The sequence below is a fragment of the Mycobacterium sp. 29Ha genome, assembly GCF_032883055.1.
GTDB classification, from domain to species: Bacteria; Actinomycetota; Actinomycetes; order Mycobacteriales; family Mycobacteriaceae; genus Mycobacterium; species Mycobacterium gallinarum.
The window spans coordinates 53,292-66,533 of record NZ_JAMQTI010000025.1 but is presented as its reverse complement, the minus strand read 5'-3'; the positions used below and the strand labels follow the sequence as shown (position 1 = coordinate 66,533).

The window sequence follows — 13,242 nt, the reverse complement described above, 5'->3', positions numbered from 1 at the left end:
AAATGCAGCGAAAGTGCGAGGAGGCGTCAGCATTTCGTCGAAAGCGATGAGGTCCCTGCCTCGCGGCGGGGTGGCAAGCGGTTTAGCGCACCGGCGGAGCGTGAAACCCGGCGAGTCCCGCCAGGGCGGGCGTCTGCATCCGCGCGACGTGCACCGCGTTGGCCTCCTCGGTCTGCATCGCGTACACCCGCGCATCGCCGAATCCGCGGTCGATGCGGTCGCGCACAAACGCCAGTTCCACGACCTGGGCCGCGAAAGCCTTGACCGCTTTTCCGGCTGGCTTACCTCCGGAACGGCGTGCGTGGGCGATCGCCAACTTGCGGTTCTTGATCGAGTTCAGCCATGTCGCCTCGCTCGGCGTAACGAGCTGGGCGGCCACCATGCCCGGCAGTTTCTCGGCGACGACCCGCTGCTCCTTCTTGCGGCTGCGCACCCCCAGCACGATCGCGAACACGAAGACCGGCACCATCCAGAACACATAGACCGCCAGATAGGTCTCCGGTCCGATCACCGACGACCCGTTCCACAGACCGTGCATGATCACCGCCCCGGCGTACCCGAGCAGGATGTAGAACGACTTCGCGACAGGGTTGCGGTTATGCAGGGCGAACCACACCCCGAGCGCAAACATGGTGGTGAACAGCGAATGTGCGAACGGCCCCATGACCAGGCGGACCCCCGCCGTCAGCAGCGAGTCGCCCAGAGTCTCGCCGCCCGCGATGTACAGGATGTCCTCCAGCCAGGCGAAACCGGCGCCGACGAGGCCCGCGTACACCAGGCAGTCGGTCAGGGAATTGAGTTCATTGCGTCGTCGCCCCGTCATCATGAGCAGCAGAAATGCGCCTTTGGCCGCTTCTTCGATGACCGGTGCGCCAATCGCGATGGACACCCAGCTGCTGTCCTCGGACCCGCCCTGTGAGATCAGTGCGTCCAGGAAGAGACCGATGATCACCGACAGGATCACGGCGACCGACGCACCCCACAGAAACGCGAAAATCAACAGTCGGGGCGGTTCCGGTTCCCACCGATCGAGCCAGATGTAGGCGAAGACGACCACGCCGATCGCCACCCCGGACAGCACGAAGCCGATCGATGCGCCGACCGGGTTCAGCGCGGTCAGACCGATGACGATCAGCCCGGCGAGGATGCCGAGCAGGATGAGCACGCCCAACGGTGCTCCGACTTGCCGGATCTTCCGCTCGAACGGCGGTCGCGTCGGCCATGACTGCTGGGGCGCACCGGCATATGCCACGTAGGCAGGGTAATCAAGGATGAGATCGTTTGCGGGCTTCCTGGACCGGGTTTGTCCAGCATGTACCCAGTCGAGTAACCTCTACGGGTACCTGTCTGTGGTTTCGATTGGGCTCGGTCCGGCGTGCGTTCGGCTTGAGTTCCTGGATGGCGGGTAACACCCAATAGCAATCACTGTCCCAAGTCCCTACGACCAAACCTGTCCGGAGCAACCCACCACATGCCAAGTCCCTCCGTCACCTCGCCGCAAGTAGCCGTCAACGACATCGGCTCGGCCGAGGACTTTCTCGCCGCCATCGACAAAACCATCAAATACTTCAACGATGGCGACATCGTCGAGGGAACCATCGTCAAGGTTGACCGTGACGAAGTCCTGCTCGACATCGGTTACAAGACCGAAGGCGTCATCCCTTCCCGTGAGCTCTCCATCAAGCACGACGTCGACCCCAACGAGGTTGTTTCCGTCGGCGATGAGGTTGAAGCCCTGGTCCTCACCAAAGAGGACAAGGAAGGCCGCCTGATCCTGTCCAAGAAGCGCGCTCAGTACGAGCGCGCCTGGGGCACCATCGAAGAGCTCAAGGAAAAGGACGAGGCCGTCAAGGGCACCGTCATCGAGGTCGTCAAGGGCGGCCTCATCCTCGACATCGGCCTGCGCGGCTTCCTGCCCGCGTCGCTGGTCGAGATGCGTCGTGTCCGCGATCTGCAGCCGTACATCGGTAAGGAGATCGAGGCCAAGATCATCGAGCTCGACAAGAACCGCAACAACGTGGTGCTGAGCCGCCGCGCCTGGCTGGAGCAGACCCAGTCCGAGGTGCGCAGCGAGTTCCTCAACCAGCTGCAGAAGGGCGCCATTCGCAAGGGTGTCGTGTCCTCGATCGTCAACTTCGGCGCCTTCGTCGATCTCGGCGGCGTCGACGGCCTGGTGCACGTTTCCGAGCTGTCCTGGAAGCACATCGACCATCCGTCCGAGGTCGTGCAGGTCGGCGACGAGGTCACCGTCGAGGTGCTCGACGTCGACATGGATCGCGAGCGGGTTTCGTTGTCGCTCAAGGCGACTCAGGAAGATCCGTGGCGCCACTTCGCCCGCACCCACGCCATCGGTCAGATCGTGCCCGGCAAGGTCACCAAGCTGGTGCCGTTCGGTGCGTTCGTCCGCGTCGAGGAGGGCATCGAGGGGCTCGTCCACATCTCAGAGCTGTCCGAGCGCCACGTCGAGGTCCCCGATCAGGTCGTTCAGGTCGGCGACGACGCAATGGTCAAGGTCATCGACATCGACCTGGAGCGTCGCCGCATCTCGCTGAGCCTCAAGCAGGCCAACGAGGACTACACCGAGGAGTTCGACCCGTCGAAGTACGGCATGGCCGACAGCTACGACGAGCAGGGCAACTACATCTTCCCCGAGGGCTTCGACGCCGACACCAACGAATGGCTCGAGGGCTTCGAGAAGCAGCGTGAAGAGTGGGAGTCGCGCTACGCCGAGGCGGAGCGCCGCCACAAGATGCACACCGCGCAGATGGAGAAGTTCGCCGCGGCCGAAGCCGAAGAGGCAGCCAGGCCTGCGTCGTCGTCCAACGGGTCGCCGCGCTCTGAGGAGTCCGCCGGCGGTTCACTCGCCAGTGACGCCCAGTTGGCGGCTCTGCGCGAGAAGCTCGCAGGCAACGCGTAATTCTTCGTAACAACGAGCGCCCCGACGAGAGTCGGGGCGTTCGTTGTTTCGGCGGCGGGAGTCGGGGCGTTCGTTGTTCTCGGGCCTGACAGACTGGGGCGGTGCTGCGCATTGGCCTGTCCGGCGGTATCGGCGCCGGAAAGTCGACGGTGTCCTCGACGTTCAGTGAGCTCGGCGGAATCGTCGTCGACGGCGACGTGATCGCCCGCGAGGTGGTGGAACCGGGGACCGAGGGGCTGGGCAAGCTCGTCGACGCGTTCGGTAAGGACATCCTGCAGGCGGACGGTTCGTTGAACCGGCCCGCCCTGGCGGCGATCGCCTTCAGCGACGACGAGAAGCGGCAGACACTGAACGGGATCGTGCATCCGTTGGTGGCCCACCGCAGGTCTGAGTTGATCGCGGCTGCGGCCGACGATGCCGTGATCGTGGAGGACATTCCGCTGCTGGTGGAGTCCGGCATGGCGCCGATGTTCCCGTTGGTGGTGATCGTGCACGCGGACGTGGAAACAAGGGTCAAGCGCCTGATCGAGCACCGCGGCTTCACCGAGGAGGACGCCCGCGCGCGCATCGCTGCACAGGCCACCGAGGAGCAGCGGCGCGCCGTCGCCGATGTGTGGCTCGACAACTCCGGCAGCGCAGGGGAGTTGGTGGAGCAGGCGCGGGCGCTGTGGCATGAGCGGATCCTGCCGTTCGCCCACAACCTCGAACACGGCCGGCCCGCGCGCTCGGAACCGGTCCTCGTGCCGAGCGACCCGTCGTGGCCCGATCAGGGCCGTCGTATCGCAGCTCGGCTCAACACGGCCTGCGGGCGCCGGGCGGTGCGCATCGACCACATCGGGTCGACGGCCGTCCCCGGGGTGGACGCCAAGGACGTGATCGACATGCAGGTGACGGTCGCCTCGCTCGAGGAGGCCGACGAACTGGCCGACGCGTTGACCACCGCTGGCTACGTGCGCAGTCCGATCACCGCCGACGTCGGCAAGCCCGACGCCCGCAGTACGGTCGCGTCTTTCGATCACACGAACGAAGAATCGTTGTGGCACAAGCGACTTCACTGCTCAGCCGATCCGGGCCGGCCGACCAATGTCCATATCAGGGTCGACGGTTGGCCAGGTCAGCAGTTCGCGCTGCTGTTCGTCGACTGGTTGCGGGACAACACTTCCGTCCAAGCCGACTACGTCGCGCTCAAGCGGAAGGTCGCGGGACAGGCGCACGTCGACAACGGCGCGTACGCCGACGCGAAGGAGCCGTGGTTTCTCGACGCCTACCGGCGGGCCTGGGAATGGGCGGACACCACGGGCTGGCGCCCGTGACGGTCAGGCGGTAGGCGGAGGCGACGCCGCCGGCGGTGCGGCATTGGGATCGGCCGGTAGGGCGGCTGGATCGACGGGCGCATCGACGGGGTCGGGGACGCCGACGACCGGGATATCCAACGGGGCGCCGCACTGCAGCGTCCCGTACAGCGGATCGTCCTTGACGCGGAAGAACCTCGGTGCGATGAACTGGTCCGCCTGAGCGACGATCTGGTCGTCGACCAGGATCTCGCAGTGCAGGTTCGATCCATACGGCCATCCGATGGACAGCGTCATGCCTGCCTTCGCGGGATCGTCGAGGACCGTGTTCACCTCGAAGGTCTGGCCGGGCAGCATCGTCGGGGTTGCGCTGTTGACGTTCGCGTCGTCCTGTTTGTACGCCACCACGGCGTCGCGGGACGTGCCATCGGCTCGGGCACGGTAGACCACGTTGTGGAGTACCTCGGGGACGGCCGCGTCAGGCGCCGGCTGCGGTTCGGCGGGCTCGGTACCGGGCTGGGCGAGCGCGGTCGCGGGAGAACCCAGCATCCCCATACCGACTGCGGCGACAGCGGCGAGTGCCGACCATCGGCGCTTGGGAGAACTCATGACAGCCGACTTTACCGGCTCTTCGCTCGTCAGAGCTATGACGTTGACCTGCGCTGTTGTCGTCATCACACCGGAAATCGATCAAGATCGTTCACGTGTTACGCAGGATCGCGCCAGGTCAGGGCCATCCCTTGGCCGGCGAGCCATCGATCGAGGTCATAGCCGTTTCTCGACAGCCCGTCGAGCGTCGATACCGCAGTCTGAACTGCCTGCTCAGCGGCCTCGGGCGACAGCAGGCGGTGCCTGACTGCGGTGAGTAGCTCGTCGACGTCGGCGAGATCGGCCCCGACGCCGGTGCGCACCACCAGATCCAGATAGTGGTCTTCGGCCTGCCACACCGTCTCGCCGGGGCTGTACAGGCCGATATCGAGGTAATAGTCCTGGTCGCGCTCATGACCCGGGTTGAAGTGGAACACGGTGGCCCGCAGGTTGAGCGCGGGCAGCAGCCACGACTCGAGGTAGTGGAACTGGGCGCGGCCGGGGGCCGGTCGGGCCATGTAGAGGCCCCACGGCTCGACGGTGTACACGTCAACGGCCCGCACGATGCCTTTCGGGTCGGTGTTGGTGCGAGCCCGCAGGTCGAATGTCTCGTGCTTGGGAGGGTGGATGCGATCAGCCTACGTCGGCCAGGGCTGCGGAACAGAACATGTCGGTGCGGGGTTCTACCCTGGTGAATATGGCTTTCGCTACTGAACACCCGGTGCTGGCGGTCTCGGAGTACCGTCCTGTCGACTCGATCGTGCGCGCCGGCGGCCGGTTCGAGGTCGTCAGCGAGCACCAGCCCGCGGGCGATCAGCCGGCGGCGATCCAGGAGCTCGAGCGCCGGATCGTGGCGGGGGAGCGCGACGTCGTGCTGCTCGGCGCCACCGGTACCGGTAAGTCGGCGACGACGGCATGGCTCATCGAGCGTCTTCAGCGGCCCACCTTGGTGATGGCACCCAACAAGACACTGGCCGCGCAGCTGGCGAACGAGTTGCGGGAAATGTTGCCACACAACGCTGTTGAGTATTTCGTTTCGTACTACGACTACTACCAGCCCGAGGCGTACATCGCTCAGACTGACACCTACATCGAGAAGGACAGCTCGATCAACGACGACGTGGAGCGATTGCGGCACTCGGCGACGTCGAGCCTGCTGTCGCGTCGCGATGTGGTCGTGGTCGCGTCGGTGTCGTGCATCTACGGTCTTGGCACCCCGCAGTCCTACCTGGACCGGTCGGTGGAACTGCAGGTCGGCCAAGAAGTTCCCCGTGACGCGCTGCTGCGGTTGCTTGTCGACGTCCAGTACACGCGCAACGACATGGCGTTTACCCGCGGCTCGTTCCGGGTCAGGGGTGACACCGTCGAGATCATCCCCTCGTACGAGGAGCTGGCGGTGCGCATCGAGTTCTTCGGCGACGAGGTCGAGGCGTTGTATTACATGCACCCGCTGACCGGCGACGTCGTGCGCCAGGTCGACTCGCTGCGCGTCTTTCCGGCCACCCACTACGTGGCGGGACCCGAACGCATGGCGCATGCGATCTCCACGATCGAGCAGGAACTCGAGGAGCGGCTGGCCGAATTGGAAGGCCAGGGCAAGCTTCTCGAGGCCCAGCGGCTGCGGATGCGCACCAATTACGACGTCGAGATGATGCGCCAGGTCGGCTTCTGTTCGGGCATCGAGAACTACTCGCGCCACATCGACGCTCGCCCGGCGGGTTCGGCGCCTGCGACGCTCCTGGATTACTTCCCGGAGGACTTCCTGTTGGTCATCGACGAGTCGCACGTGACGGTGCCCCAGATCGGCGGGATGTACGAGGGCGACATGTCGCGCAAGCGCAACCTCGTCGATTTCGGGTTCCGGCTGCCCTCGGCGGTGGACAACAGGCCGCTCACGTGGGAGGAGTTCGCGGACCGGATCGGACAGACGGTGTATCTGTCGGCAACACCCGGACCGTACGAGCTGAGCCAGAGCGGTGGCGAATTCGTCGAACAGGTGATTCGGCCGACGGGCCTTGTCGATCCCCAGGTGGTGCTGAAGCCGACCAAAGGTCAGATCGACGACCTGATCGGCGAGATTCGCAAGCGAACCGAGCGTGACGAGCGGGTGCTCGTCACCACACTGACCAAGAAGATGGCCGAGGACCTGACCGACTATCTGCTCGAGATGGGCATCCGGGTGCGCTACCTGCACTCAGAGGTTGACACGCTGCGTCGCGTCGAGCTGTTGCGGCAGCTCCGGCTCGGTGACTACGACGTGCTCGTGGGCATCAACCTGCTCCGAGAGGGTCTCGACCTGCCGGAGGTGTCGTTGGTGTCGATCCTCGACGCGGACAAGGAAGGCTTCCTGCGGTCGACCCGCAGCCTGATCCAGACCATCGGTCGCGCGGCGCGCAACGTGTCGGGCGAAGTGCACATGTACGCCGACAAGATCACCGACTCGATGCGCGAGGCGATTGATGAGACCGATCGGCGCCGGGCCAAGCAGATCGCCTACAACGAAGAACACGGCATCGACCCAAAGCCGTTGCGTAAGAAGATCGCTGACATCCTCGACCAGGTCTACCGTGAGGCCGACGACGTCGAAATCGGTGGTTCGGGCCGCAACGCGTCACGTGGCCGTCGGGCGCAGGGCGAGCCGGGCCGTGCCGTCAGCGCGGGCATCATCGAGGGCCGCGACACGTCGAACATGCCGCGTGCTGAGTTGGCCGATCTGATCCGGGATCTGACCGAGCAGATGATGACCGCGGCGCGCGATCTGCAGTTCGAGTTGGCGGCGCGGATCCGCGACGAGATTCACGACCTGAAGAAGGAACTGCGCGGCATGGACGCTGCGGGCCTGAAGTAGCCGGCATTGCGCCTGCGAAAAAGCTTGACCTCAACAGCGGTTGAGCTCCTAGCGTGAGCGGCGTGACTGTGACCGCGACGACCGCCACCGGTGGCTGGCGTGAGCTGTTGGGCCCGAAACACCTCGGGGCCTCGACGGTGTTGGCCGGCGGCGTTGCGCTGTACGCCACCAACGAATTCCTGACCATCAGCCTGCTGCCGAGCACGGTGGCCGATATCGGTGGGCAGCGCCTCTACGCCTGGGTCACCACCGTGTACTTGGTCGCCTCGGTCGTGTCGGCGACCACGGTGAGCGCTGTGCTGGCGCGGGTTGGGCCGCGGTGGGCGTACCTTTCCGGCCTCGGAGTGTTCGGGCTGGGCAGCCTGCTGTGCGCCCTGGCGCCCACAATGGAGTTGCTGCTGGTCGGCCGAGTGGTCCAGGGCGCAGCGGGCGGGCTGCTTGCCGGGCTTGGCTATGCGGTGATCAATTCCACGCTGCCGCAATCGTTGTGGACCAAGGCGTCGGCCCTCGTGTCGGCGATGTGGGGCGTGGGGACGATACTCGGTCCGGCCGCAGGTGGCCTGTTCGCGCAATACGGTTCCTGGCGTTGGGCATTCGGCATGCTCGTCGGACTCGCCGCGCTGATCGCTGTGCTGGTGCCGTTCGCTCTGCCCGCTCGGACGGACGCGCCTCGGGTGCGTGACCGGATCCCGGTGTGGTCGCTGCTGCTGCTCGGGTCGGCCGCGTTGGCGATCAGTGTCGCGGGTGTCCCGCGGAACATGGCGTGGACCATTGCTTTGGTTGCGCTGGGCGCGGTGTTGGTCGCGGTGTTTTTGATTGTCGATCGTCGCGCAGGCGCGGCGGTCCTGCCGCCCACGGCTTTTCGGCCAGGCCCGCTGAAGTGGATCTATCTCACCCTCGGCATGTTGATGGCCGCGACGATGGTCGATCTGTACGTGCCGTTCTTCGGCCAGCGGCTGGCGCATCTGGCCCCGGTAGGGGCGGGATTCCTCGGTGTGGCGCTGGCGGTCGGGTGGACGATGAGCGAGATCGCCAGCGCGTCGGTGACCAGGACGAAGATCGTGGTGCGCATCGTCGCGGTCGCGCCGCTTGTGATGGCGACCGGACTGGCGCTGGCCGCGGTGAGTCAGGTCCAGGACGCATCGGCAGGCGTGATCGCGGTCTGGGTGGTGGCGCTGGCACTGACGGGCGTGGGGGTCGGCATGGCGTGGCCGCACCTGTCGGCGTGGGCGATGGGCTCGGTCGACGATGAAAGCGAAGGTGGCCGCGCCGCGGCGGCCATCAACACGGTGCAGCTGATCTTCGGAGCGTTCGGGGCCGGGCTGGCGGGCATCGTGGTCAACACCACCGATCGCGGCGATGCGACCGCCGCGCGCTGGATGTTCGCGACGTTCGCGGTGCTGGCCGTGGTCGGCCTGATTGCGTCTACGAGAAGTGGTAGTCGGACAGGTCGATCGACACCATGAGCTCACTGAACCGCGGTCGCCCGTCGTCGCCGCACCGGTACGCCCGTCGTTTGGTCGGCATCATGATGCCGTCGGCGTCCACGAAGTCCGAGATGTACTGAATCGCCGAGAAACTGCCCGCGATTTCGACCCGGTAGTCGTGGCGCGCCAGCAACAGGTCGGGTCCGAAGTAGAACTCCTGAAGCGTGCTGTGGCTGACGATGCCGGCCGGAAAAGTGACCTGCAGGCCGGTCAGCGTTCGGCCGTCGTCTTCGATCGGGTCGAGCTCGCTGACGGTGAACCCCGGGAGCGCCAACAGAAACGGACTCGTCAGGTACGTCCACAGCGCGTATCCGTTGAAGTGGGCCCGCTGCAAAGGATTCCACGGAGTGTTGAGGTCGTCGCCTTCGAATGACGCCTCGGGGTTCATCAGTTCAGCCACGACGACGCCGTCGAGTTTCTCGATCGCGACGCGCTCCGCCGTGAAATCGGTTTTCTGGTCGTCCGCGCCGAAGGGTTGCACCGAGGCCCATTCGTGTTGCAGCGCTGCGGTCATTCGGCGAGGCGTCGGGTCCTGGGGTTGGCCCTTCATCTCGAACATCAGACCGCCGCTGACGATCGTGGCCTCGACGCGTGAGAAGCGCCGCCAGGCGTCCAGTCCACCGTGTGCATCGAGCACCCTGTCCAGCAGACGCGTCACAGCACCGGCAGCAGGTGTCGCAGAATGGTGGCCGACGTCGCCGACGCCTGGTCGACGAATGCGGTGAAGTCGAAAAGCGAATTCCCGCCGGCGAGGTCGGAGAGCGCGCGGATGACCAACCAGGGAAGTCCGAACGCCTCGCAGACTTGCGCGACCGCGCCGCCCTCCATTTCGATCGCCTTGCCTCCGAACTCGGCAAGCAGCCACTCTCGCGTGGAATCGCAGTTCAGATACTGGTCGCCGGTAAGCACTGTGCCATAGACGATTTGACCCGGAACCGCCATGTCGGCGAGCCGGCCTTTCACCCTGCCGAGCAGCTCGGGATCCACCGGATAGCCGAGGCGATCGGTTTCGTTGATGATCGGCGCGTGGCCCGGTTGATAGGGGCGGATCTTCTCGTTCTCGAGGACACCGGCGTCGTGCTGGACGATGCGGTCGGCCACGACGACGTCACCGATGGACAGCGCCGGGTCGAGCCCGCCTGCCACACCGGAGAAAACGATTGTGCGGCACCCGAACCGGTCGGCCAGCAGCGTGGTGACGATCGCTGCGTTGACCTTGCCCATCCCGGATCCCGCCAACACGACGTCGTGGCCGTCGAGGACGCCGGTGACGAACCGGGTATGCGCCCTGGCTTCGGAGTGGGTTTCCGACAGATCGCCGAGTAGCGCGTCGAGTTCCTGCGGGATGGCGCAGATCAGTCCGATGGTCACAAGACATTATGCGGCGGCCTAGTCGGGGTCGTCGTCGAGCTGGTGGATCCCGATCACACCGTCGATCCCCGCCAGCACCATGGGTGCATTCACGATGCCTCTGCCTCCGAGCGTCACCAGCACACCGGTCTGACCCGCGCCCGTGGCTTGCTCTGCGGTGTCATTCGCGAGGTCGGTGAGTTGCCACTGGCGGCGCTCGCATGCCTGCAGAATGCGCGTCATCACGCCGCGGCCCTCCAGGTAGCTGATGTGCATGGTGACCGATCCGCTCAGCCGGGAGGTGAGCCAGCGTGCCAGCGGCAGGAAACCGATGACGACGAGGAAGTGCATTGCCGTGACGGTGACGGCCAACAGCAGCAGGCCGGAACCGGCCGCCATGCCGATGGCCGCGGATTCCCACACGGCGGCCGCGGTCGTCAGACCGTGGACCGAGCCGCGGCGAAAGATGATGATGCCCGCGCCGAGGAAGCCGATACCCGAGACGATCTGGGCGGCGACACGGGACGGGTCGACGACGACGAGTCCGTCCTGCAGCACATCCTGGAAGCCGTACTTGCTGACCAGCAGGATCAGCGCCGCCGCGGTGCCGACGATCGTCTGTGTGCGCACCCCGGCGCTCTTGCCCTGGAGTTCCCGTTCGAGGCCGATCAGCGCGGTGAGACCGAACGCGACGAACAACTCGACGATCTGGCGCGTGCCCTGCCCGGGACCGCCGAAGAACGGTGGATCGGCGGCGGCCAACAAGACATCCATCCGCACAAATTAACCCCGGGACCAGCGCGCTGACGGTCGGCGCGCCGTCGGTTCGCCTCACGACGATCGCAACGGTGGGCGTGGGTGCGGCACCGTGGCAACGTCAATGCCGACGCGGGTGTGGCTGAGAGGCAAGGCACCGGCCTGCAAAGCCGTTTACACGGGTTCGAATCCCGTCACTCGCTCCAGGGAATCATGGTTAACATCTGAGCGTGGCCAAACTCGAGCTGTCGCGAGACCTGTCGTTGAGCCCCGATGACGCGTGGGTACACGTATCGGACCTCTCCACGCTCGGCGACTGGCTATCGATGCACGAGGGCTGGCGTGGTGAGCTCCCGTCGGAGCTGGAGGTGGGCACGACGATTGTCGGGGTCGCCGGTGCCAAAGGCATGCGCAACCGCGTCAAGTGGACCATCCGGGAACTGGATCCGCCGCGACTCATCGCCATCACCGGCGACGGCGTCGGCGGGACGAAGTACGCACTGAAGATGACGGTGAAGCAGACGAAGCAGGGGTGCTCATTCACGATGAAGATGGAACTCGGCGGTGCGCCGCTGTTCGGGCCCATTGGAATGGCAGCGGTGCGGGCGGTGAAGGGCGACCTCGAACGGTCGATTCGCAAGTTCGAATCGCTCTACGCCTGAATCTTTGCAGCACAAACTAACGGATGCGTCGATCGCAAACCCTATCGATCAATAGTCCTGCAGCAGAACTGTTTTCAGCGCACACGCTGACACGGCGCCTCACGATTTGCTGAAGGTTTCGGCCCGCGTGGACCGACAGGGGCACCCGAGCGGCAATCCGTGGAGCGGCTAAGATCGTGTCGGGTCGGATAGCTGATAACGCAGAGGTTTGATCGTGAAGATGAAGAAGATCGGCGCCAGTGTGGCGTTCGTCGGGGCAATGGGGTTCACAGCAGTGGGACTGAGTGCCGCCGTCGCCAATGCCGAACCGGCAGTACCGAATTCGCCGGGAATCATGTTGAAGCTCGACAAGCCGCGTTGGCACGACAGGCGCGACGATTATCGCGAATGGCGCGATGCCCGGTGGGACGGTCCTCGCTACTACGGACCCTGCGGATGGGTACCGCCGAACGTGTCGGGCTGGGTGCCGCCTGCCGTCTGCTAGCGACGCAGCGAGTCGAATATCTCCCGGTAGTGCAGGTGTGCGACGAAGTGTCCGCCGTCGCGAATGTTCAAGGTCGCGTTCGGGATTCGTGATGCGAGCCGCTGCGGCCAACTCGGGTTGATCAACTGATCGTCAGTGCCCGCCCAGATGTCAACGGGTACGTCGAGGTCTTCGGGTGCAAACCCCCAGGGCCGCATCCATGCGCGGTACTCCTCGACGGCGCCTGCCGGTTGGCGAATCGCTTCGCGGGACATCCTCGCGAACGTCCGGAATCCCTCGCCGCGGATGACAGCGCCGTCGGCCTTTCCCAGGTCACGCGCGGCGAGGCGTCCGTACAGCACGGGGGCGAGTCGTGGCGCAAGTCCCATGATTCGAAACCACTGTCGCGCCAGCCACGGCGCACGCTCAGCCATGCGGGTGAGGTATCGGTCCATCGCGGGCAGTTGGTCGAACACGCCGGATCCGGTCAGCGGCAGTGCCCCTGCGACGATCGCCACCCGGGTCACCCGGTGACGCAGAGCGTGTCCCACCGCCGCCGCGTACTGTCCGCCCATCGACCAGCCCATCACGGCGAACCGCTCCACCCCGAGTCGGTCGACCAATTCTTCGACATCGGAGGCCCAGCTCAATGTGGTGCGCCCGGGATCGGGATCTGAGTGTCCGACACCGGGCCGGTCCGGTGAGATCAGCCGAATCCCGGCCGCTGCGGCGACGTCGTCAGCCGATTCGACGTCGAGGCGGCAGGCAAGGCCACCGTGTGCGTTGACGACCACAAAGCCATCGGGCGTGCCGTATTCGGCGTAGGCCATCGATCGTCCGTCGCGCAGACAGATGAGGCGCTCCACCGTGGTCTCCATG

General features: G+C 65.5%; 13 protein-coding genes and 1 tRNA gene. 7 read left to right on the top strand and 7 right to left on the bottom strand.

The genetic code is table 11. From position 1 onward, the window contains the following. Window positions 1–82 precede the first annotated feature (82 nt). Complete coding sequence (locus M1248_RS26350; RefSeq protein ID WP_163729040.1) at window positions 83–1,252, bottom strand: PrsW family intramembrane metalloprotease; 1,170 nt, start codon at window positions 1,250–1,252, stop codon at window positions 83–85. Between the two features lie 219 nt (window positions 1,253–1,471). On the opposite strand from M1248_RS26350, the gene rpsA reads away from it, so the two are divergent. Both rpsA and coaE read left to right on the top strand, forming a co-directional pair. Next, window positions 1,472–2,917, top strand: coding sequence for a 30S ribosomal protein S1 (rpsA, locus tag M1248_RS26345; protein ID WP_163729037.1), 1,446 nt, complete (start codon window positions 1,472–1,474; stop codon window positions 2,915–2,917). 101 nt (window positions 2,918–3,018) lie between these two features. Next, window positions 3,019–4,230, top strand: a complete 1,212-nt coding sequence (gene coaE, locus M1248_RS26340; protein ID WP_317150183.1) for a dephospho-CoA kinase — start codon at window positions 3,019–3,021, stop codon at window positions 4,228–4,230. A 3-nt stretch (window positions 4,231–4,233) separates the two neighbouring features. Here coaE and M1248_RS26335 read toward each other — a convergent pair whose 3' ends face one another. Both M1248_RS26335 and M1248_RS26330 read right to left on the bottom strand, forming a co-directional pair. After that, entirely contained in the window at window positions 4,234–4,818 is a 585-nt protein-coding gene (locus M1248_RS26335; RefSeq protein WP_232076114.1) for a hypothetical protein, read from the bottom strand. A 98-nt stretch (window positions 4,819–4,916) separates the two neighbouring features. Beyond that, window positions 4,917–5,360, bottom strand: coding sequence for a DUF402 domain-containing protein (locus tag M1248_RS26330; protein ID WP_163729028.1), 444 nt, complete (start codon window positions 5,358–5,360; stop codon window positions 4,917–4,919). 134 nt (window positions 5,361–5,494) lie between these two features. Here M1248_RS26330 and uvrB point away from each other — a divergent pair, with 134 nt between their 5' ends. Further along, the gene (gene uvrB / locus M1248_RS26325) at window positions 5,495–7,645 is read left to right on the top strand and encodes an excinuclease ABC subunit UvrB (protein ID WP_197905527.1); all 2,151 of its coding nucleotides are present in this window, start codon (window positions 5,495–5,497) and stop codon (window positions 7,643–7,645) included. Window positions 7,646–7,707: 62 nt separating this feature from the next. Further along, the gene (locus M1248_RS26320) at window positions 7,708–9,111 is read left to right on the top strand and encodes an MFS transporter (protein WP_163729025.1); all 1,404 of its coding nucleotides are present in this window, start codon (window positions 7,708–7,710) and stop codon (window positions 9,109–9,111) included. On the opposite strand, the gene M1248_RS26315 is transcribed toward M1248_RS26320, so the two are convergent. From M1248_RS26315 to M1248_RS26305, 3 genes are read right to left on the bottom strand one after another with little or no spacing between them, the layout of a single operon-like run. Then, window positions 9,071–9,790 carry a hypothetical protein gene (locus tag M1248_RS26315; RefSeq protein WP_163729022.1) on the bottom strand — a complete coding sequence of 240 codons (720 nt, stop codon included), beginning with the start codon at window positions 9,788–9,790 and terminating at the stop codon, window positions 9,071–9,073. The two genes, M1248_RS26320 and M1248_RS26315, sit on opposite strands and share 41 nt — an antisense overlap. Further along, complete coding sequence (locus tag M1248_RS26310; protein ID WP_163729019.1) at window positions 9,787–10,503, bottom strand: 5'-methylthioadenosine/adenosylhomocysteine nucleosidase; 717 nt, start codon at window positions 10,501–10,503, stop codon at window positions 9,787–9,789. Before M1248_RS26310 ends, M1248_RS26315 begins: the two co-directional genes overlap by 4 nt. An 18-nt stretch (window positions 10,504–10,521) precedes the next feature. After that, the gene (locus M1248_RS26305; protein ID WP_163729016.1) at window positions 10,522–11,256 is read right to left on the bottom strand and encodes an MgtC/SapB family protein; all 735 of its coding nucleotides are present in this window, start codon (window positions 11,254–11,256) and stop codon (window positions 10,522–10,524) included. Between the two features lie 114 nt (window positions 11,257–11,370). Here M1248_RS26305 and M1248_RS26300 point away from each other — a divergent pair. From M1248_RS26300 to M1248_RS26290, 3 genes are all read left to right on the top strand, one after another. Then, window positions 11,371–11,444: transfer RNA gene (locus tag M1248_RS26300), tRNA-Cys, on the top strand. Window positions 11,445–11,468: 24 nt separating this feature from the next. Next, on the top strand, window positions 11,469–11,900 hold the full coding sequence (locus tag M1248_RS26295; RefSeq protein ID WP_163729013.1) for an SRPBCC family protein: 432 nt from the start codon (window positions 11,469–11,471) through the stop codon (window positions 11,898–11,900). A gap of 220 nt (window positions 11,901–12,120) precedes the next feature. After that, a complete protein-coding gene (locus tag M1248_RS26290) occupies window positions 12,121–12,384 on the top strand; it encodes a hypothetical protein (protein ID WP_317150204.1) in 264 nt (87 codons plus the stop codon). Here the strand turns inward: M1248_RS26290 and M1248_RS26285 are convergent. Continuing rightward, on the bottom strand, window positions 12,381–13,241 hold the full coding sequence (locus tag M1248_RS26285) for an alpha/beta fold hydrolase (RefSeq protein ID WP_317150182.1): 861 nt from the start codon (window positions 13,239–13,241) through the stop codon (window positions 12,381–12,383). The genes M1248_RS26290 and M1248_RS26285 overlap by 4 nt on opposite strands. Between the last annotated feature and the right edge of the window lies 1 nt (window position 13,242).